The 20,724-nt window shown below is 39.6% G+C and carries 18 protein-coding genes; 3 read left to right on the forward strand and 15 right to left on the reverse strand.

Annotated elements, in window-relative coordinates; genetic code table 11:
* Window positions 1-21: 21 nt before the first annotated feature.
* Complete coding sequence (locus BP549_RS04700) at window positions 22-939, reverse strand: metallophosphoesterase family protein (protein ID WP_292378558.1); 918 nt, start codon at window positions 937-939, stop codon at window positions 22-24.
* 225 nt (window positions 940-1,164) lie between these two features.
* Window positions 1,165-1,878, reverse strand: coding sequence for a phosphoribosyltransferase (locus tag BP549_RS04705; protein ID WP_292378561.1), 714 nt, complete (start codon window positions 1,876-1,878; stop codon window positions 1,165-1,167).
* 302 nt (window positions 1,879-2,180) lie between these two features.
* Here BP549_RS04705 and BP549_RS04710 point away from each other — a divergent pair, with 302 nt between their 5' ends.
* A complete protein-coding gene (locus BP549_RS04710) occupies window positions 2,181-3,137 on the forward strand; it encodes a hypothetical protein (RefSeq protein WP_292378564.1) in 957 nt (318 codons plus the stop codon).
* A gap of 158 nt (window positions 3,138-3,295) precedes the next feature.
* Here the strand turns inward: BP549_RS04710 and BP549_RS04715 are convergent, their stop codons facing one another.
* From BP549_RS04715 to BP549_RS04745, 7 genes are all read right to left on the reverse strand, one after another.
* Window positions 3,296-3,847, reverse strand: coding sequence for a superoxide dismutase family protein (locus tag BP549_RS04715; RefSeq protein ID WP_349682335.1), 552 nt, complete (start codon window positions 3,845-3,847; stop codon window positions 3,296-3,298).
* A 367-nt stretch (window positions 3,848-4,214) separates the two neighbouring features.
* Window positions 4,215-5,105 (reverse strand): thiamine pyrophosphate-dependent enzyme, encoded by an 891-nt coding sequence (locus BP549_RS04720; protein WP_292378566.1) that lies wholly within the window; start codon window positions 5,103-5,105, stop codon window positions 4,215-4,217.
* Window positions 5,106-5,107: 2 nt separating this feature from the next.
* Window positions 5,108-5,233 (reverse strand): hypothetical protein, encoded by a 126-nt coding sequence (locus tag BP549_RS04725; protein ID WP_292378568.1) that lies wholly within the window; start codon window positions 5,231-5,233, stop codon window positions 5,108-5,110.
* 523 nt (window positions 5,234-5,756) lie between these two features.
* Complete coding sequence (locus BP549_RS04730) at window positions 5,757-7,118, reverse strand: PFL family protein (RefSeq protein ID WP_292378571.1); 1,362 nt, start codon at window positions 7,116-7,118, stop codon at window positions 5,757-5,759.
* Window positions 7,119-7,158: 40 nt separating this feature from the next.
* The gene (locus BP549_RS04735) at window positions 7,159-7,437 is read right to left on the reverse strand and encodes an ACT domain-containing protein (protein ID WP_292378574.1); all 279 of its coding nucleotides are present in this window, start codon (window positions 7,435-7,437) and stop codon (window positions 7,159-7,161) included.
* Between the two features lie 418 nt (window positions 7,438-7,855).
* Window positions 7,856-8,365: a shikimate kinase gene (locus tag BP549_RS04740; protein WP_292378576.1), complete on the reverse strand. Its 510-nt coding sequence runs from the start codon at window positions 8,363-8,365 to the stop codon at window positions 7,856-7,858.
* 456 nt (window positions 8,366-8,821) lie between these two features.
* A complete protein-coding gene (locus tag BP549_RS04745) occupies window positions 8,822-9,109 on the reverse strand; it encodes a hypothetical protein (protein WP_292378577.1) in 288 nt (95 codons plus the stop codon).
* A 754-nt stretch (window positions 9,110-9,863) separates the two neighbouring features.
* Here BP549_RS04745 and BP549_RS04750 point away from each other — a divergent pair.
* Window positions 9,864-11,324 carry a protoporphyrinogen/coproporphyrinogen oxidase gene (locus BP549_RS04750; RefSeq protein WP_292378579.1) on the forward strand — a complete coding sequence of 487 codons (1,461 nt, stop codon included), beginning with the start codon at window positions 9,864-9,866 and terminating at the stop codon, window positions 11,322-11,324.
* A gap of 96 nt (window positions 11,325-11,420) precedes the next feature.
* Here the strand turns inward: BP549_RS04750 and BP549_RS04755 are convergent, their stop codons facing one another.
* The 6 genes from BP549_RS04755 to BP549_RS04780 form a co-directional block, all read right to left on the reverse strand.
* On the reverse strand, window positions 11,421-11,954 hold the full coding sequence (locus tag BP549_RS04755; RefSeq protein ID WP_292378581.1) for a tRNA (cytidine(56)-2'-O)-methyltransferase: 534 nt from the start codon (window positions 11,952-11,954) through the stop codon (window positions 11,421-11,423).
* A 58-nt stretch (window positions 11,955-12,012) separates the two neighbouring features.
* A complete protein-coding gene (locus BP549_RS04760; RefSeq protein ID WP_292378583.1) occupies window positions 12,013-13,533 on the reverse strand; it encodes an AMP phosphorylase in 1,521 nt (506 codons plus the stop codon).
* A gap of 552 nt (window positions 13,534-14,085) precedes the next feature.
* Window positions 14,086-14,313, reverse strand: coding sequence for a hypothetical protein (locus BP549_RS04765; RefSeq protein WP_292374597.1), 228 nt, complete (start codon window positions 14,311-14,313; stop codon window positions 14,086-14,088).
* A 354-nt stretch (window positions 14,314-14,667) separates the two neighbouring features.
* On the reverse strand, window positions 14,668-14,889 hold the full coding sequence (locus BP549_RS04770) for a hypothetical protein (RefSeq protein ID WP_292374596.1): 222 nt from the start codon (window positions 14,887-14,889) through the stop codon (window positions 14,668-14,670).
* 804 nt (window positions 14,890-15,693) lie between these two features.
* Window positions 15,694-16,863: an ABC transporter permease gene (locus tag BP549_RS04775; protein WP_292378585.1), complete on the reverse strand. Its 1,170-nt coding sequence runs from the start codon at window positions 16,861-16,863 to the stop codon at window positions 15,694-15,696.
* 145 nt (window positions 16,864-17,008) lie between these two features.
* On the reverse strand, window positions 17,009-18,169 hold the full coding sequence (locus tag BP549_RS04780) for a hypothetical protein (RefSeq protein ID WP_292378587.1): 1,161 nt from the start codon (window positions 18,167-18,169) through the stop codon (window positions 17,009-17,011).
* Window positions 18,170-18,617: 448 nt separating this feature from the next.
* Between BP549_RS04780 and BP549_RS04785 the strand changes: the two genes are divergently transcribed.
* Window positions 18,618-20,075 carry a cobyric acid synthase gene (locus tag BP549_RS04785; RefSeq protein WP_292378590.1) on the forward strand — a complete coding sequence of 486 codons (1,458 nt, stop codon included), beginning with the start codon at window positions 18,618-18,620 and terminating at the stop codon, window positions 20,073-20,075.
* Window positions 20,076-20,724 lie beyond the last annotated feature (649 nt).

Raw genomic sequence — 20,724 nt, forward strand, 5'->3', positions numbered from 1 at the left:
TGTGTTAGTGGGGTTACTACCTTATTCCAACTGAAAGCTATCCTTCGTGACCCATATTGGGTCACTTGATCCATTCCAGGCTTTCCATTCAATATTTACCTTATCTCTATCTACTGTAACCAGTGAATATCCATAATCTACCTGATTATGATACTCAAGCTTAAACCTAGAGTTTTCTTTGCCTTTTGAAGGGTCCCACTCTGCAAAGGGTGCCCCGCCTGACCCACTAATTACTTGGTAGATTTCGTTGCCTGAGTCGTCCTGTATGCGCGTCCTGTTATAGAAGTGATCATGGCCGCAGAAATAGACCTGACCTCCGGCATCACCTATACTATTCCAGAACTCATCCCGATTTTCAGGATAAACTTCCAGACAATCTTTGTGGTTAACCCTGAACGCGGGTTCATGGCCAAAAAAGAAGATATGCTGCTTGCTGTTATTTTTCAACTGACTGTCGACCCATTCCTGATTTACCTTATGAGTGTGATGATCGGCATACTCATCGATCCCTATAAAGAAAGCATTCTTATGGATAAAACTATAGGTAAGATCTTTTTCACCCTTGGGGCCATTGTCGGGGTTATCGGCACCAAAAGCCTGAAAATAGGCATCTTTAAACGCGGGATCAATAGAGTCTCCAGATTCATGGTTGCCGCGAACTGTATAGACTTTGATTCTTGCATTATATACCGGACTCATTGCAGTTTTCCAGTTTTCAAATTGTTTCTCTGTAGAGAGATTATTGTCCTTTGAATACCCGTTGATCAGATCTCCAGGAATCAAAACAAGGTCACAGCCATTTTCAACAATATCTTTAGCCATAGCTTTTAGAACAATATCGTTTACGCCCGTGTTACTGTATTCGCTACCACCCCTAGTATCACAAATTACAGCGAAAGTCCAGGGTTCCTCTTCATTTAATTTTGGCTGAAAATCCAAACTCCATAAAAAGCAAGAAGAGAACTCAGTACAAAAAAGATCACCAACAATAGTCTATTGTGTTTCATATCGACACACTTTTGGATTTATCTGTCGTGATGCAGACTTTTTAAAAATATCTCTCGATTGCAGAATATCGATATACAAACAATATTTATTTTCCTGATTTTATTTAATATTCCTATCTTTATGGACTAGATTTTTGATTCAAAAGAGTCAGAAATTTTATATTTTAGATCTCAAACGCCACCTCAGTTTATCCCTTTTAAGGCATTCGATTTCTCCCCTTTCGACCAAATCATCCAGAATTTCAAGTAGCTCTGTTTCTCCAATCTCTATTTCATATCTGTCCTTGAATTCATCTATGATTGCAGAAAGGTTCAGTGTCCTGTCTCCAAGAACTTTTTCTGTAAATCCTGCCAGGTCCTCATACCTCGCCCATGGGTAAATGACCCAACGCCATTTGAGAATTTTCTGGGCGTAAAAATCAGGTGTGTAAGCCGAGCAGATCTTATGCTGGAGCACTGCAGTCCTGACACTTGCCGGATTAAGGCTCAGGGCGTAATCCACTGCAAGCTTGAGTGTCTCACCGGTATCGGTAATATCATCGATAATCAAAATCTTTTTTCCGGTTATATCCACAGGAATAGGGAACTTTAGCCTTGTCTCTTCCCGCATGTCTGCAGCTCTTGTGTAATGCTCGATCTTCATTGAGGTAAGATCATTGAAGAGTAAAAAATCGGAAACTAGCCTTCCAGGTACATAACCCCCTCTACCGATAGCGACAATCAAGTCAGGCATATAACAAGAAGTTTTGATTTTTCGGGCAAGGATCCTGGAAAGCCGCAAAACTTCCTTAAAGCTTACAAGCTCACACTTGAATGAGTCCTTCTCTGCCTGGCATCGGGATTGTTGAGACGGAGTTTTTCTTTCCTGCATCAGATAAAGCTCCTTCCTCCTGTTGTTTAATAGCCTTCAAGTAATGCGAATTGACAGATGCCTAGAAAAGGAAACTAACTATCCTTTTCTAGCGAGTTTGTCAATTTTATCTAACGAGTTTATCAATTTAATGTCTTATTAATCCGTCTGAACTCACTGGCTGCTTGAAAATACTTGAATCAGGAAATAGTTAATCAAGAGTCTTTTAAAAAGGTATATGATAAAGTATCTGAAAAATAGTGTGCAAGAAATATGGAAGCTGGAACAAACGAGAGTAAAAGAATTTATGAGAAGAGCTTTAAATGATCTTCTTGCGAGCTTTTGATAGGAATTATACCGACCGAAAAGAAGTGTCTTATACCATGCTTTCTAAGGAAGAGGAAAAAGTGGTGAGTTCAGGGTTTAATTCTATTAATGATGGATTTGACGATGGAGTGAACCAGGCCCTTAACTTTCTAACCGAAATCGGCACAGTCTATCTAAATGAGAGAAAGGAGCCAGAAGCCGATAAAATAGTTGGTTCCATAAAGGAGATTGGAAAGGCTATTGCTCTCCGGGGAATGGAGAATGTCGCAGTCAACGCTATCCGCGCCCTTGAAAAACTGCTGGAACGTTCCATGGAGCTAAATATGCAGGGTACAACTGTCCGGGTGTTGCTTTCATTTGGAGCGATAGGAAAAACGGCTGCTGAACAGCAAATGGAAGTAGTAGCCAGGCTAGCGGCCTCAGTGCTCGGGAAAAGTGGGAATACAGCAGCTCTCCATAATAAGGAAAGAGAAACCATAGCAGTTGTAATCGGGCTTGGAGAAATCGGAAAATCGGTTTCCAAGATGAAGTTTCCTGATCTTTCGGAAAATACGGCAATATGTATCTCATGTCTTGGTGATGTGGGAAAACTTACGGCTCAGAAAAGCCTTGAAGAGGCTGCAGTGGGAGTAGAACTCATGCTTCAGGAGATGGCTGCCGCAGCCATGCAGGAAAATCTCCAGAATACGGTAAGAAGTATCGCAAGTTCTATTGAAGAAATTGGGAAAAAAGCTGAGGAAGAAAACATGGAAAATGCCGTTGTCCAGGCAGCTTCCGCCCTCCAGGCTATTGTAAGCAATGCAGGAAGCAGATATCTGAACGATGTCTCAATCGCAGCTAAGCTAGCCCTTGAATCTTTCAATGAGCTTGACATAATAAATGACGAAGCTAATATAAAAAAGATAGAAGCAATAAGGGAAATGATGAGAGCACTTTGGGCTGATTCTAAATAAAGAATCTTGAGTTCTAAATAGACCCAATAGAATGTTAAGTTACTCTTGAAATCCCTTATCTAATTTGGTTCTCGTTTCTTTAAATATTCACTGCGCAGTTGGTGACCTCGGTGCTTATCGACTCATTCAGCAGCTTTTTTTCGCGGGTAAATGAAAAGTTATTTTTTCTCGATGACTCCACAGACGATCCGAGCGCCGCTGTTGCCGGCAGGATTTGTCATCTGGTCGTCAGGACCAGCATGGATAATCAGTGAAGTGCCGTTGGCTGTAAATAGAGTGGTTGGCCCGGGTGATAGTGTCACAAGTTTAGTGGTGACATTCATATGTCCTTTCCCATCCTTGCCCACTTCGAGGTTTGGCAAATCTCCAGCATGAGGGCCTTTTGGGTTATTGAGCCCATGTTCTTTACTCAGTGGGTTATAGTGTCCGCCAGCAGAAGTAAACGACGGTCCAATGCAGTCACCTTTTTCGTGAATGTGGATACCATGTAATCCCGGCGTCAGACCACGCACATCTACGTTGATCCGGACAAGGCCGCTGGCATCCTCGGTAAATGTGGCCAGCCCCACAGTATTGCCCTTTGTGTCCTTCATGACAGCTATGGCATTATCTGTTATGGTATTATCTTTGGCACTTTCACTGGCATAGACCGTAGTTGAAAATACCAGCATCGCCGAGATGGTCATTAGTAATATTAACCCATATTTCATAAGCTAATTCCCCCAAAAATGACAATTTGGTTTAAAAGAACTTTCCTGTCAAAACCATGGACGAAACGGATACAGATCCCCCAATCTTTGACAGATCTATTGAATCTCTTTTCCCGACATCCGTATGTGTTCCGTCTCCGTTCCAACTCCGGCATAATACTTGTAGTCGTCTATACTGTTTAAATGTCGGAAGTCGTCAGTTCGAAGAATATCGGTAAACATACATCTAAGGCAAAGATGCTTAGATATTATAAAAATGCTATTATAATACTATTATTATATTTCACTGTCTCAAATTAGTCCTTAAAATCTATAGTCTAATTTCATGCTTGTTCCTTTGGATTTCACCAAAGTTCGAAGTGTTTACTCACTGAAGTCCAAAGTGCTTTATATTCCAGTCTGCAGTAGCCTGGATCTTCTTTATTTCTTCTTCTCCTCCTTCCATAATAAAAAGATGTTTAAACCTTTTCTGAATTCTTAGGTATTCCTCAACTGGTCTGGGATCCTTAACCTTTCTTACCTGGGTAATTTCTCCATTCTCTATCTCGTACATTGGCCAAAGGCAAGTTTCAACTGCGAGTTTTGCGATCTCCAGAGTCTTTGAAGTATCAAAGCCCCATCCCGTTGTACAGGGAGCATGGGCATGAATATAAGTTGGACCCACGATTTCGGTCGCTTTCTTGACTTTACGCATCATATCCCTTGGGAAACCTATAGAGGTTGTTGCAACATAAGGAGAACCATGAGCTGCCATGATGGCAGGCATATTCTTTTTGGGGAAAGGGTTTCCAAAGGAGAATTTTCCGACTGGAGTAGTTGTGGTGCTTGCATCGAAAGGAGTTCCACTGCTACGCTGGGCACCTGTATTCATATAGGCCTCGTTGTCCATACAGACATAGGTAAAGTCGTGACCCCGTTCAAACGCCCCTGAAATTGCCCCGAAGCCTATATCCATCGTAGCGCCGTCGCCTGCGATAACTATAATCTTAGTATCTTTCTTTTTGCCAAGGGCTTTTAAGCCAGCATCGATACCTGAAGCTACTGCAGCTCCGTTCTCGAAGAGGGAGTGGATCCAGGGAACCTGCCATGAAGTCAAAGGAAAAGGTGTGCTTGTAACTTCCAGACAGCCTGTCGGGTTAACAATAATACTCTCGGGACCTGCTCCCATGAGTGTAAATTTTGCAGCAAAAACGTCACAACAGCCCGGACAGGCGCTGTGTCCAGATGTGATATATGTTTTCGGTGCAGTTCTACCCATTGTTATGCCTCCTTAAGGTCAAGGAAGCGATTTTTAACTCGAATTGCTGATTTTTCAATTTCCTTAGACTCTTTAACCTTCTTGCATTTTCTCAATAACTTTTCAACGCTCGTTGAGTTATTTCCCATGTGTCTAACCTCCGCAATCTGTATTGTATCCAGTTATCAGTACACGGATCTTAATGGCGTCTAGGTATGAGGAATTTTCATCAAATGAAAACTGAGAATTTTCATCAAAAAGAAAGATAAATTAAAAGAATAACAAGAAGAGGTCCAAAGGCGCTAATCCTTTCACTGTATCCCCCAATACAGCCTCGCCGAAGATATTGTGTTCCCCCAAACACGTTTCTTCGAGGAGATGGATCAGCAGCCTTAGGAGGTTAATTTACTTATTATTACCCCAGTTTGTCCCCTTACTCCAGAATATACGAGTAATATAAATTATTTTAAATTAATTATTCAAAAAATTGTATTTAAGCAAAAAATTGTTTGGCATAAAATTATAAATCTAGAAAATTTTCAAAACTTTTACTCAATTGCAAAATTCACTAATTCCCATATTGAAAAGATAATGATTATGGGTCGACTCTCCTCTGAAATACAAAAAATAAATTGCCGGATTTACCGGCTCGGTTCACCCATCCTGAAAATATCAGTTCGTGAGTGACTGGATTGGAGCTGGAATTCTCCCTCCCCGTTTTACAAAAACTTCAGAACTAAAACCGCTTACTGGCATAATAGGAGCATTTCCAAGTAGGCCGCCGAATTCTACGGAATCTCCAATCCCTTTTCCAGGTGCTGGGATGATTCTGACTGCTGTCGTTTTTTTATTTATTACACCTATTGCCATTTCGTCAGCGATAATAGCTGATAGGGTGGAAGCAGGAGTATTACCAGGCACTGCAATCATATCAAGACCAACAGAACAGACGCTGGTCATAGCTTCAAGTTTTTCTAGGCTGAGGGCTCCAGCCCTGACGGCTTCGATCATGCCTGCGTCCTCACTGACAGGGATAAAAGCTCCACTAAGGCCGCCTACCGAAGAAGAAGCCATAGCTCCACCTTTTTTTACGGCATCATTAAGAAGAGCAAGAGCTGCAGTCGTTCCGTGAGCCCCGCAGCGCTCAAGCCCCATTGCCTCCAAAATTGCAGCAACGCTGTCTCCTATCGCAGGCGTAGGAGCCAGAGAAAGGTCAAGAATACCGAATTCGACTCCAAGTCTCCGTGAAACTTCCCGACCTACCATTTCGCCCATACGGGTTATTTTAAAGGCCGTTTTTTTGATGGTTTCCGAAATTTCCGTAAGATTCGGGTTTTCAAGCTCGCAGATTGCAGCATTTACGACGCCCGGCCCGCTGACTCCAACATTGATAACGCACTCGGGTTCACCTATGCCATGAAAGGCTCCTGCCATAAAAGGATTGTCTTCAGGGGCATTTGCAAAGACAACAAGCTTGGCACAGCCTATACCATCTCTATCCGAAGTTAAATCCGCAGTCTTTTTTATGATACTACCCATCAGGCCAACCGCATCCATATTAATTCCGGTTTTTGTAGTGGCAACATTTACTGATGAGCAGACCTTTTCCGTACATGCAAGGGCTTCTGGAATGGAATTAATAAGCTTCAGATCCCCAACAGTTGCTCCTTTGTGGACAAGGGCACTGAAACCTCCTATAAAATCCACCTGTGAGTCTTTTGCAGCTTCATCCATCGTTTTTGCGATGGAAGCAAAATCATGAGACTTGCAGCTTTCAGCTGCAACAGCTATTGGAGTTACTGAGATTCGCTTATTGATTATTGGAATTCCATAAAGGCTCTGAATTTCATTAGTTACGTGCACAAGTTCTTTTGCACGGGTGGTTATCTTTTCATAAATATTCTCATTGAATACCTCAATATCAGGGTGACTGCAGTCCCTCAGGCTGATACCCATTGTCACAGTTCTAATGTCAAGATGTTCCATCCTGACCATCTGGATCGTTTCCAGAATTTCGTTCGGGTTTATATGCATGAAAAACTACCTCTCGTTTCAGACTGATTGATTTTCCAGTTCAGACCCTGTGCATGAAGCGAAACGCATCTTCATGCTGTACCTTGACCTCGACTCCAAGGCTCTTTCCCTCAGCACTCATAGCCTCCTGAAAAGCCGAAAGGTCAAAGTTCTCCTGTGGAGCTTCTGCAAGCATAATCATAGTAAAGATACCCTGCATGATAGTCTGAGTGATATCGACAATATTTACATTGAAACTTGCCATCACAGTAGTGACCTTGGCAACGATTCCTACTCGGTCGCTGCCTATAACCGTAATGATGAAACGACTTGATGCCATTTTATATCTCCTGCCGCTAGGACTTTTTTCCTGCAGGCTGATGCTTAAACGTTATAAACTAAGAAATTTCTGCTCAGATTGAAGACCTGATAGCTAATAAAGTAAACTGCTGTTTTAAAGTAAGCCATTCTACAGGTTATTTACAAGATAAATCATTCCAGTGAACTGTTTTTAAGTAGGCCATCCTTAAAGTAAATTGCTCGCAAATCGGACTGTTCTTAAAAGAAACTGTTCTTAAGAGAACTGTTTTTTAAGAAAATTTTTCTTAAAGAGAACCGTTCTTAAAGGAAAACATCCTTAAAATAGTCTATTCTAATAGAAAGCTTAAGATAACACATAAATTGAAAAAGGAAGGACGAGAGAGAGCATAGTTAAAAAACAGATAAGTACCTTATATAAATATATTTAATTATAAATTTCAGGTATTTTCTTCAAAACAGAGTTCAATAATTTTTTCAGTGATTTCCTGGATGTTTTCTTTTCCTCTAAGTTTTATTGAAAAATCAGCATATTTATGATAAAGGACTATCCTTTCTTCAAAAAGCTCTTTCAGACTCCTATCTCTGAGTCCTACTATGCCTCTTTTCCTTGCATTGGGAAGCCTTCTGGAAATGCTTCTGAAATCAGTGTCCAGAAAGATTATTTTTGATATTTTTTTTAAATGCTCCATGGCTTTTTCGGAATAAACTACGCTTCCGCCAGGGGAAATAACACACTTGTCCACCTGCCCGAGACTGAGAATAGCTTCTTCTTCAAAGCTGATAAGAGCTGAATCTCCCTGTTTATCTATAAGGGTCTGAAGGGGCATTCCGGTGTTTTTCTTGATAAGGTGATCCACATCAATAAAAGTATAGCCAAGACGCTTTGCAAGTATTCTCCCAATAGTACTTTTTCCTGCTCCCGCCATGCCAATTAATGTTATATTCATTGCCACACTCCTTTAAACTCTGAAAACAACAGAAACCGATAATTGAAGCTTTCCGGCATAAGTATCATTGAGACTTAAATCTTTTGGACAAAATACACTTTCTAGCTATATAAAACGTACAACGTTAATATTTATACAACATGGTTTATTAATAACTATTTAAGGCTTAAAATTAAATTAAAAAATTAAATTAAAGATCATGAATTTTCCATTCGATTGATATTAATTATTTGATTGGAAATAAATGAATAGCGCATGGAAATTATCCGATGAAATCAAGAAAACTGTCTGATGAACAAAAATAAACAGCCTGTAGTACTCCAGTAAAGTGTAACTTGGGTGGAGCTTCTAGCAAAAATAAGTCCGGAAATAAAAAGTTTAAAAATAAAAGTAACTGGTTTAAGGAATTTATTTTTATTAACAATTTATTCCTTAAAGATATATTTCCTTAAAAATTTATTTTCTTGAAGAACTCTTCCTCAAATATTGGTCTTTTCTGTTTGCGGGCTTAGCGTTGAGACCGAGAATTTGCCTTTCACTCTTTTTCGGAGAGTGAAAGAAAGAAAGTATATGCTCAGAAAGGACAATTCTGGTGCCCGATATATAGTGCTTCAAAAGTCCTTTGGCAGTTAGTTTATCTACCTGCTCGAGAGAAACAATTGCAAGATACATGAGAAGTCGAATAGAAAACACAAGATGAAGCACAAGCATCTTGACCCAGGGACTGTCCGAACTGATTGCCATCCCGCAGATCCAGCTGCAAAGCTTGAGAGAACATGGAATAAGCCTTTTTTTATAATAATTCAAAAAAAGTAGGAGAAGTATTATAAAAGATATACTTCCAGCTATGAGATATATTTCATGTAACGAATCCATAAGGATCATAAATCCTTACTTTCTGTTACTATTTTAATTTATGTACATTTATCCGTTTTTCGGAGCATGTAAGAAAATTACGAAGTTGTAACGGAGTTTACAGCGTTAATTAAGGAGTGGACTTGATTCAGCTAATAGTACAAAAGGAAATAAAAATAGCCAGATCGGATGCTCGGAAAAGCAAAAAACTACCTGAAAAAAGTTTCCGCTTTTGTATTTCTCTGCCAAGCTTTAACACAGTTTTCCTGGAATCACTATGTTTTCACATCTACTATTCCCTTCTGGAGGAACGGAGAACGGAAAAAATAGTGCTGCTTTAACAGGAGGAATAGACCTGTCTGTAGACACTTCATTCGAGGTAAAACTTGTATTTAATACTTTTCTCATAAATAGTAATAACAAATATAAATAATACGTAATGTTCTCAGAGATTTATTTTGATTCTCCCTGTGCCCCTGGACAAACTTTTGTTAATTAAAGAGTCTCCACAAAGTTAAAATTAAAAAGAGAAATTCTAAAATTATAAGCAAGTTTTGAGTAGTGACAATTAAAATAGTTACATTGGCTAGGAACTTGCCTAACGGGAAAAATATAGGTCATAAACATATAGGTCGTTGTGGAAATGAAAAAATATGATGTAGTCGTTGTCGGGGCAGGAATAAGCGGGCTTTTAGCAGCTCTAACGCTTTCCAAACATGGAAAAAAAGTCCTTGTTCTTGAGAAAAGGCAGCATATTGGAGGAAATTGCAATAGCTACATGATAGACGGCTATCAAGTAGACACAGGGGTGCATGCGATTACTCATCTAGTGGAAGGGCCTCTCAAGATGCTGATGGACAATTATTTTGATTATTTACCTGTATTTGAAGACTATGGGTATTACTATATTCGAACTGAAAACACTTTCGTTAAAGTTCCTTCTAACCTCAAAGATTTCGTTACCTTTGACGTGCTTCCTAGAAAAGACAGAGTTTTGCTTTCCCAGACCCTTACAAAAGCTTTTACTCTCTCCTCATTCGGAATAGATCTTTCGAATAGATCGGTATATGATTTCATACCAAAGAGTCTTTCTGAAGATACATACGACTTCGTGGACACAATGTGTAGGTCTCTTTCTGGAAAAACTATGAAAGAAACTTCAGCTCAACGTGTCCTGTATGGCAGTAGTTTTGTAAGGGATAGCGTTACTCAAGAGCAGTTTGATGCCGTGATAGGAAAGCTTGAGCCTAAAAAACGTCAGTCTGCAGAATCTATTCTTGCCTCAATCCTTCCGTATCATCTCCATGCTTCACTTCAGGCCAGAATGACAAAAATCACGCAGCCTTTTACATCTCTGGAAAGACTTGCTACAAATGAGGTAAATGATTCTCAGGGTTATCCCAGAAAAGGATTAAAGGCTTTGCTTAATGCTATCCTCTACTCGCTTCCGGAAACCGTTGAGATCAAAAAAGAATGTGAAGTAAGCTCTATTTTAGTACAGGACGGGAAGGTATTAGGTGTAGAAGCTGATGAGATCTATAGCTCAGATATTGTTATCTACACGGGATTTGCAACAGAGCTTCCCAAGCTTATAAAGGATCTTCCTTCAGAGTATATAGCAGACCTGAAAGATATTGTCCATAACAAAAGCCTGACTATCTGGCTTGGAATGGAAAAAAAGATCCCAGAATTTAATTACACAGGCTCAGAGATTTGGTTTAAGGATCTTGCTTACTGGGCATCTCCTATAAGCAATTACGATCAATCACTTGCTCCTAAAGACAAACAGCTTATAGGCTTTACTTTCATTATCAACGAGAATAATAGTGAAATGCATGAACTTAAAAAAGCCTACGACACCGTTTTCCGCGCTATTCCAAATGCCGAGAAACATGTTGATATGCAGCATGAGCAGATAACAATTCCCGAAAAAGCTACAGTCTCAATAGATGGAAAGTTTGTAGATATCAGAACTCCGATTCAGAATCTCTATATAGCTGGTACAGATACAGATAAACGAAGCATGGGAATCACCCGGGCTTCGTATTCGATCATTGAGCTCTTAAAAATTCTAAATGAAGATGGAAATCTACATGAAACATAAAAAGGTGGAAATCTGAAAATTAAAAACCAGAGCCAAAAGCAAAGATCCTGAAAAATAGAGGACACAGGCTGTGAAGAAAAGTTAAAAGGGATATACTTAATCCCTGATATTTTCTATAACCTGTTTACCCCTTTCTGCTGGCACAATTGTTAACTCAGCATTGGAAAACTCTCTGTAAAGCGGTTCGCCATCTGCAATCCTATCCAGAGTGATTGCAACCGCTGCAACTTCGGAATGGGGCTGGCTTCCAACTGCAACATTCCAGTCAGCAAGCTGGTAAATTTCGGGAGGTACCTTCTCTGCTCCTACGACAATCATAAGCCTGTCACAACTTTTAAGTTCTCCAGTGATGCTGGGCAGATTTACTCCATACATCGAAAGATGACAGACTTTTCCGCCGTCAGCTTTCCATTCCTTGATTTCCTGTTTAAAATTGACGTTATTCTTGATATAGAATTCTCCACCCCAACGCTTTACAACATCTTCAAGAGTTTTTACTATTCCGGGGTCATTCGAGGCAAGGAGCATACCTTCTGCACCAAGTAACCGTGCAGTTAATCCCACGTGGGTGGTAATTCTTTTATCCCTTTCCGGGCGGTGCCCCAGGCGCAGCAAAACAATCCTTTTCATGCTCGTGCTAAAATCCTACAAGGTATTAAAGGATTTCACTGAAAAAAGTTAGAGAAGATTACTGGAACCCGTAAGTTCCAGGAATTCTCCTCAAAAGCATGCCTTCAACAATTATCGGGTTTGTTCTCTGAGCTGTTGTCAATGCGTTTTCGAGCTTGAACTCTTTCTCAGCATAAATTGTAAGGATAGGGTCTCCCTTCTTAACGGACTCACCCATTTTCTTGTGAATAGCGACTCCGGCTCCTTTATCGTTAGGAGCTCCAGCAAGTCTGGCAATTTCAATTATCCACTTATTGTCAAATTCGATAACATATCCATCTGCAGAAGCAAAAATATCGGCAGTGTATTGTCCTACCTGGATATCATTTGATGTAATATTCGGGTCTCCACCCTGGGCTTCAATAATCTGTTTCATCTTTTCAAGGGCTTTTCCGCTCCTTAGCGTTTCCAATGCAATTTCTTTTCCGCGGTCTCTTGGAGCCGCACCTCCCATCTCAAGCAGGATACCTGCAAGTGCTGCACTCTTTTCAATGAGGCTGTTTGGACCTTCCATGCTCTCCATCACTTTCAGGGCTTCCCTGACTTCAAGAGAGGGCCCTACTTTTCTTCCAATCGGAGAAGAACCGTAGGTAATTGCACACTCTACATTCATTCCAAGCCTGTGCCCAAGGTTAATCAGGTCTCTTGCAAGTTTTTGCCCTTCCTGAACGGTTGGGACTTTTGTGCTTGGCCCGACGGGGATATCCATTACCACATTGTCGGCTCCTATAGCTCCCTTTTTTGCCATAATTGAGGCGAGCATCTGGTAGTAAGGATCAATGGAAAGAGGATATTCAATTTTTATGAGTTTATCATCGGCAGGTGCAATATTAGTGGCTCCACCCCATACAAGAGCACCCCCTACTTTTTCAGTTATCTCTTTGACTTCCTGGGAACTGAACTCTACAGGACAGAGCACTTCCATAAGGTCTGCGGTTCCGCCTGCTCCTGTGATTGCCCTTGAACTTGTCTTTGGGATGAGAAGTCCGTTTGCAGCAACAATAGGGACAACCAGCAGAGATATCTTGTTTCCGGGTACCCCTCCTATCGAGTGTTTGTCCATTATAGGATGGGTATCAAATTCGATAGTATCTCCACTCTCAATCATGGCCTTTGTAAGCCATTCGACCTCATCGTCGGTCATTCCGTGAATATAAGAAGATGTTATAAAGGCCGAAAGTTCAATATCACTAAGATTTTCTTCCACAATATCGTTTACAAGCACTTTAATTTCATCCTGTGCAACAGGTCTTTTATCCATCATTTTCTTGATCACAGATGTAGATTTTGAACGGAATGTCGGAAAGACTTCGACCGGCTTTTCCCAATCCTGGAAGTGCTCATAAACTTCGGAAAAGACTCCCAGCGTACCTGGAGGAACCATATCATCCGTTGTATCCACTATAGCAGAAATGCTCTCATGCCCTCGGATACGGACCCTATCCCCTGGATTAACCCCCAGTTCTTTTGCATCCACAATATTTAGTAACACTTTATGCTGCCCTATTTTTATGTTGAAATGTTCCAGCTTCAACTGCATTAGTAAACTCCTTCCATTTTGTTCTAAGTATAATTGTAAATTGTCACTATAACTTATTTACCCAGATTTTACTTTCTGTTTGTCTACCTGGGAAGCTAACAGTCCAGCCTGAAAGCTCTAGTAAATTGATAGTAAATGTGCATAACAATTAATAAAATGTGCATAATATATGTGAATCTTAAAGTTAAACTGAGGTAATATATTAACCTTCATATTATTTTAATTAATTCCGTAAAAACATTCAGAAATTAAGGATAAATATATAAAAAATTTTTTGTTAAAGGAAAGTTAGTAGTTTTGCCTTTAATCGATTCCACAATTACCTGTAGAGTATCTTCAGGAAAAACCTAAAAATTTTAAAGAATTGTTATAAAAAGCTTAAATCAAGCCTGAATGAAGAATAAAATAGATATTATGGGAATAATTTAACCTGGAATATTATTCTTTTATCTCCAGTATAACTATTGTTCTCATTAATTGTTATTTAATATTATTCAGCCAACATCTGGTCTTAATTATTTTATATTTATTCAAACTTGTCAATTTATCTGCTCATTTGCCATAATTATGTCTGGATATGGAAACAAGACCTTTGGCAATCCCCAGTGCTATAATTCCTATCAGTGCTGCCGTTAAGAGAACCATAAACAGGTTTTCCTCATCAGCAAATTTGAACATGAAGTAAAACAAAATAATATCTAATATTGCTCCAATGCCCACCAAAGCTATTGCCGGGCCCCCTAAAGCTTTTCCAGTATCCCTGCCCATTTTCTGATCCATCCTGAAATAATTATTATCAAATTAAGATTTAAGGCTTATAGATTCCAAATTCAACAATTAAACTAATTGATTTTTAGCAAAAACGAACTCTTTTCGTAGATTCTTTTCTTAACAGGAACCGAATGCGAGAACTCATGAATAAAGTAAGCCTGTAGCTAAGCGTAATGGTTCCTGAGCTTTATCAGAGAATTGGGGTAATTGCATATAAACTTTAGGAAAGTATAATCCTTTAAGTCTGAACAGGCATTCTTCATTAAATATTTATAATCCTTCATTAAGTGTATTTATATAATAAGCAGTTACATATATTTTTTAAAAGTTATCTTAAGAACGTAAACTCTTTAAAATTCAATGTCAGAGAAATTCAAGGCATAGAGATACGTAATACTCTCTTGCGATCCTCTTGAGCCAATCAGGCACAACGCAATATCTGTCAACTATAAGCTCATTCAGATAGTATAGAGACTCCTCGGTTTTACAGTCACATAGCCGCCTTATAGCCGTTCTCCTTCCCCATGCTGATCTTTCATCATCCAGTGCTTCAAGGTAAAGCTGGTATTCTCTACTGTTATCCATTACATTATAAATATCTATGAATCAATATAAATATTTGCATTGGGATTCAGGAATTAAAATATGTTACAGATATATCACTAGAATGTCTTTTCCTGCAGCTTATTTCAAAAACTAGCGATAATAAATAAGTTAAAAAAGAACGATAAATTAAAAGACAACCAATAAATTATCAAATAAGAAATATATTGTAAAAATTTTCCTCAATAAATGTGAATTATTGGAGAATTCGGTATATAAAAAAGATCATAGAGATCTTATGCTGAAGATACAAAAAGATTACACGAATTTTATGCATAATAGAAAAATAAGAAAATAGAATTCTCATACAGTGATCAGTTGATGAGAATTCATGCACAAGGTTTTTGTTCGCTCTTGTTCGCTATGCTTTAGTATGTAAACATAAGCTAAAAACGATATATAATTAACGGGAATTAAATTTTAAACTCGGAGAGATATTAGTTAACATTGAAATGTTTAATGAGAGCTATTATTTTAACCGCGTTACCAATTTTTATTACTTATATAGGTAATTTAAAAGGAATGCTTATATACAAAAAAATGGTAGATAAAAAAATATTTCTGTACGGTACAAGAATCTTTAAAATTGCTTCTTATTTTACTAGGCCAGACTGTGAAATCAACTATTTTAAATAATTTAAAGTACTTCCCAGTACCGGTTGAGTATATCCGCTAATAAATATGTGAATAACGAATATGTCCTTTGATTATAATTATAAGTGTCACTAATTATAGCTTAATTTTACAGATAAGTATATTTTTAATGTATAAATGTATCAAATCTATTCATTTTGAGCTTATAGCTTTTACAGGATCAAGTTTTGCTGCCTGCTGGGCAGGATAAATCCCGGCAAGAAGGTTCAGCAGAAAAACTGCAATAATAATGAACAGAATATCTCCGATCCGGATTATAATGGGAATAGTTGTAAAGCCACCGTAAAGTTCTGAGGAAGCAGTCGGTATTTCATACTGGCCTATTGCCAGAGATATTACGACCCCTGTAAGAGTACCTGCAAGAGCACCCAGCAGACCAAGGATACCGCTTTGAAGAATAAAGATTGTTCGGATACTTGAAACTGTAGCACCCATAGTTCGGAGCATACCTATCTGGCTTGTTGCACCGATAACCGAGAGATTCAGAGTGCTGACCACGCCGAAAGAAGCAATTATGATAATAAGGCTAAGAACAACATTATTCGAAGTACTTTCAATAGCAATCGTCCTAAGAATTTCAGGATTTGTTTCGGTCCAGCCTCTTGCTTCATAGCCTGTTTTTTCAATCTCGGCAGCTACTTCCCTATCCTTATTAAAATCCTTAAGCCTGACAGAAAGCCCATTTATCACATCAGGAACATCGTAGAATTCCTGGGCGGCATTCAGGGAAGTATAAGTAAGGGATTCATCTAAAGGAGAACCAGTATGAAAGATTCCGACAACCCTCAGGGAAAGAGGATTTGCATTGGGAAAAGAAACATCAACGGAATCACCCAGATTAACTTCAAGCTTATCTGCCAGCTTCGAGCCAATTACCACGGTGTTTTTGGAATATTCAAGCTCCCTGAAATCTCCTTCTACCATATCGGCTTCAATATCGCTGATATTATTTTCCTGTAAAGGAAGAATGCCTTTCAGCTCGGCATTAAAGGAATTTGTCTTAAACATGAAAGAAGCTTTTCCAGTAAGAAAAGGAGAAACTGCCGAAACGCCCTCTATTTTATCAATATCGTCAATAAGGGTCCTATAAAGGTAAATGTAGTCTTCACCTTCCTGTGGTGATACCGAGACGTGAGGAAATTTATTTACTGTAGTGTTATAGAGCTCGCCCGTAAAACCAACCATGACCGCCTGAGAAACGGTAAGAACCATCACGGCAAGAGCTATAGCTCCAACCGAAAGAATTGTCTGGAATTTCCTTGCTCGGATCTGCCTGAGAGAAATAAAGAGTTCATAACGCATGGCTCACAGCTCTGTATGAGATTTTCCTGCACTTTTAACTTGAAATTTTTCTTTGCATTTTAGATTTCGTTGAGCTCTATTCGCTTTTATCTCTCAATCATTCTTTGAAGATCGCGTTTCACTGAGCTTCATTATTCTTTGAGCTTTATCTTTGAGATTTCCTCAAAAAAATCGACACTGCAATAAGCCCTGTAATTCCTGAAACTAAAGGAAAGCCAGGGGCGCCATTATCTCCTTTCTCGTCCTGAGTTACTATCTCATTATCGGTATCATTTACTGAGCTCACTTTTGAAGCTGGAGAAAGGTTGGATTCGATTACAGTTTCTCTGTGCTCAATAACGTCACCGTCGTTTCCCACAAGCTCGATCTCAAGCCTGTAAACTCCTTTCGATAATCTTTGGCTCCAGGCAACTTCGACAGTCTCGTCGTCATTATTCAAAAGCACTGGAACTCTTGCTCGAGTAGATTCCACTAATTCGGAATTCTCATTTCCTGAAGTTCCGGACAGTTCATATACAGAGAAAATAAGTTCTCCTTCAAATGGTACCTGGGAACGCCCAATAACTGTTGCACTCGCTCCTGTCTCATCTTCATAGATGTCGGTAATCTCGACATCATCCCTGGCAGTAAACCGCTCGCTTGAGCTTATAAACTCCCTTTCAGGGGAATATACATGAATTTTGACCCGTCCGACATAGTCCTTATTATTCTCAATAAGCGTACCCCAAGACGCGGAAAAAACATCAGGCGCACTGGTAAGCGATAATTTTTCAGTTTTTGTTGTGTAAACTACATCCGAGCCGTTTACAAGCATGTATTCGATATCAAAAATTGAGGCTTCTTTTGGAGATAGTGCAACACTGATTCCCTGGGAATTAGGAACCAGGTCATTGACCTGAAGCCTTGATACAGAATTGCTGCCATAAGCAAAGTTATATTTCGCCTCTGAGAACACCTGCTCCTCTTTAACGAGTCTTGCCTTTAGCCTATAAGCTCCACGTTCAGAATCGCTGACATTCCAGAAGCCAACCTTCGTAACTTCTACATTTGCAGGAAGACTACCTACTAAAAACACCTGACTGTCAAGTGTCTTCTCACGAGTTCCTTCGGAACTTACAAGAAACACCTCAAGACTCAGGTTTTCTTCTGGCTGTGTCGAGTAAAGAGTCACGTCAAAAGACTCAAGGTCGCTGTAAAGTTCGGCTATGCGAGCCGTATTCGCTTCTCCTACAGGAGAGCCATCTGCTGCAAGTGCTGGAGTCACTGAAATGATAAGTAAAAGAAATAAGAAAAGCACGGCTTTCATTGTCTTTTTTCCCCGGGTCGATTACCAAAAAGGTCGATTACCAAAAAGATTGTTTTAATATTATTTAAAAGAAGGGTAGCTGGAGAAGGGCAGTTTTTCATGTTCAGTTAAAAAGATAAAATCCTTCAAAGAGGAATGGAATAAAACACTCCAATCAGAGGCATAATTAGAAAATAAGCTTGAAATAAGAAAGTGATGGTCACAATAAGAAAACAAATCTTGATAAAAGAAAATGCCTGAAATCCGATCAGTTTTTTAAAGTAGATAAACAAAACCTGCAATGAATCCGAAAGTATTTATTCTTTAGTTTAAGTATAAAGAGGATAACATTAGCGATAAACAAGTTTACTTGATTTACATCCTTCGGAGAAAAAATAAAAACTAATTTATACGAATTATAAAAATAAGTTTTTTAAAAATAAGTGTTCGAGCAGAAGGTGTGGTAAAAATGGAAAAGAAAAGCGTCTTGATCCTGGGAACTGCCTCCCATGTTGGGAAAAGTTCAGTCGTGACTGCTATATGCAGAATCCTGTCAAGGGAATACAGGGTTGCCCCCTTCAAGGCTCAGAACATGAGCCTGAATTCCTGGATCACAAAGGATGGAAAGGAAATCGGAATTGCCCAGGCAATCCAGGCAAAAGCTGCAGGCACCGAGCCCACTACCGATATGAATCCTGTCCTTCTAAAACCCAAAGGAGACTGCGTTTCCCAAATTATCCTGCTGGGAGAACCTTATGCTGACAGGAGTGCAGGTCAGTACTATGATTCCATTGAAGAAATGAACCAAGTTCTTGAAGGAGCTCTCGAAAGACTTTGCAGGAAACATGATATTATTGTCATGGAAGGGGCTGGGGGAGCTGCCGAAATTAACCTGTACGAAAGAGATATCGTAAATATCGGCACTGCAAGACTTACGCAAGCACCCATAATCCTTGTCGGGGACATAGAAAGAGGAGGCGTTTTTGCAAGCCTCTACGGTACAGTTGCACTTCTTCCCGAGGATGTTCGGAAAAACGTCAAAGGGTTCATAATCAATAAATTCAGAGGCGACCTGGAGATTCTGAAACCAGGTCTGAAGCAGCTTGAAGAAAAGACAGGCATTCCGGTTCTTGGAGTTCTTCCTTATTTCAAGCTTAATATTCCCTCTGAGGATTCGGTTTCACTTGAAGATAAAGAAGGAGAAAGAAACGAAAAAGAAATTGAGATCGCAGTTATCCGCCTTCCAAGGATCTCTAACTTTACGGACTTTGAGCCCCTGGAAAGATCTGCTAAAATCCGCTATGTGGAGCTTGACGAAGACCTTGGAACTCCAGACGCGATCATGATCCCAGGAACAAAGAATACGGTTAACGACCTGCTCGACCTTAAGGCAAGCGGTATGGCCGAGAAAATCCAGGCCTTTAAGGGAAAAATCCCGATTTTCGGAATCTGCGGAGGCTACCAGATGCTCGGCAGGACAATTTATGATTCCGGAGTTGAAAACGGAGTCGAAGCCGAATTCGAAGGGCTGGGCCTTCTGGATATAGGAACAAAGTTCGGAGAATATAAAAAGAGAACAATCCAGGTCACAAAAAAAGTGAATGCATATGGCCCGATATTAGCTCCAATAGACGGACAGGAAATAAAAGGATACGAAATCCATATGGGCATAACCGATTCTTACCGCAACATCTTTGGAGATGACGGAGCAATCGATGATGCTGGCTTGGTAATTGGCACTTATCTGCATGGGCTCTTTGACAATAAAAATATAAGAGATGCCCTTATGCGATACCTCTATGAGAAAAAAGGACTTGAGTACAGCCCTGAAAACATCATGACCGAAAACGATGCCTACGAAGAACTTGCAGGTGTAGTTCAGCAGAACCTTGACATGGAAAAAGTCTATGAAATTATAGGGATCTGAAAATAAATCTCTGAAAATGCAGGCATCAGAACCTTCAGGTGCTGCAAGGCAGAACACCTGATAAAACTTATTTTTTGAAACTTGTTTTAGGAACGGTATTGTGCGTAAAAGTATTGAGTGTAAAAAAGATATTGAGTGGTTTTAGGGAAACATTGGGATAGTCGGAACTAAAAACCTGTATTATTGGGGGTAAATTGCAGTACTCGAGGAGGGTATAACCGAACTCCAAAGACCACTCAATGATAAATGACTTATTGCTAATTATTTATGTATTGTGAATTTGTTCTATTATATTTTCGAATTTTAAGACTTATGTTAAACTTTCCCAACTTCTAAGCAGGAAAGTATGCCTGCATCCAGCTTATTTTCTTTATTTCCATTACTTTCTGACCGGCGACAGTTCTGGCCTTAACCCACTGCAATCTCTGTAGCGACGAGATATACCGAAAACGCGAATAGATTTAACTTCATAAACTTATCCTATTAGCCGTGCGAAAAGCAGTGCTGTTTGCCTAAGAACTCTCTTTAGTGAGTAGAAAGTGATTCTATCTTCCACAAATCAGCCCTTTTGGCTCAGCTTAGTATCTTCATTATAGTTCAGCCCTCTTGAGCGAACGAGGTGAGCGAAAAGGGCACCGTCCTCCCGAGA

Origin of the sequence: Methanosarcina sp. UBA289 (assembly GCA_002496565.1) — an archaeon.
Taxonomy (GTDB): domain Archaea; phylum Halobacteriota; class Methanosarcinia; order Methanosarcinales; family Methanosarcinaceae; genus Methanosarcina.

Coding starts and splice junctions, on each gene's coding strand:
- BP549_RS04730 (WP_292378571.1), bottom strand. CDS start 7,118: ATGCATATAAACCCGAACGAAATTCTGGAAACGATCCAGATGGTCAGG.
- BP549_RS04760 (WP_292378583.1), bottom strand. CDS start 13,533: ATGCAGTTGAAGCTGGAACATTTCAACATAAAAATAGGGCAGCATAAA.
- BP549_RS04745 (WP_292378577.1), bottom strand. CDS start 9,109: ATGGCAATCAGTTCGGACAGTCCCTGGGTCAAGATGCTTGTGCTTCAT.
- BP549_RS04755 (WP_292378581.1), bottom strand. CDS start 11,954: ATGAAAAGGATTGTTTTGCTGCGCCTGGGGCACCGCCCGGAAAGGGAT.
- BP549_RS04710 (WP_292378564.1), top strand. CDS start 2,181: ATGATCTTCTTGCGAGCTTTTGATAGGAATTATACCGACCGAAAAGAA.
- BP549_RS04750 (WP_292378579.1), top strand. CDS start 9,864: ATGAAAAAATATGATGTAGTCGTTGTCGGGGCAGGAATAAGCGGGCTT.
- BP549_RS04740 (WP_292378576.1), bottom strand. CDS start 8,365: ATGAATATAACATTAATTGGCATGGCGGGAGCAGGAAAAAGTACTATT.
- BP549_RS04735 (WP_292378574.1), bottom strand. CDS start 7,437: ATGGCATCAAGTCGTTTCATCATTACGGTTATAGGCAGCGACCGAGTA.
- BP549_RS04775 (WP_292378585.1), bottom strand. CDS start 16,863: ATGCGTTATGAACTCTTTATTTCTCTCAGGCAGATCCGAGCAAGGAAA.
- BP549_RS04715 (WP_349682335.1), bottom strand. CDS start 3,847: ATGAAATATGGGTTAATATTACTAATGACCATCTCGGCGATGCTGGTA.
- BP549_RS04720 (WP_292378566.1), bottom strand. CDS start 5,105: ATGGGTAGAACTGCACCGAAAACATATATCACATCTGGACACAGCGCC.
- BP549_RS04705 (WP_292378561.1), bottom strand. CDS start 1,878: ATGCAGGAAAGAAAAACTCCGTCTCAACAATCCCGATGCCAGGCAGAG.
- BP549_RS04770 (WP_292374596.1), bottom strand. CDS start 14,889: ATGGATAACAGTAGAGAATACCAGCTTTACCTTGAAGCACTGGATGAT.
- BP549_RS04725 (WP_292378568.1), bottom strand. CDS start 5,233: ATGGGAAATAACTCAACGAGCGTTGAAAAGTTATTGAGAAAATGCAAG.
- BP549_RS04765 (WP_292374597.1), bottom strand. CDS start 14,313: ATGGATCAGAAAATGGGCAGGGATACTGGAAAAGCTTTAGGGGGCCCG.
- BP549_RS04785 (WP_292378590.1), top strand. CDS start 18,618: ATGGAAAAGAAAAGCGTCTTGATCCTGGGAACTGCCTCCCATGTTGGG.
- BP549_RS04780 (WP_292378587.1), bottom strand. CDS start 18,169: ATGAAAGCCGTGCTTTTCTTATTTCTTTTACTTATCATTTCAGTGACT.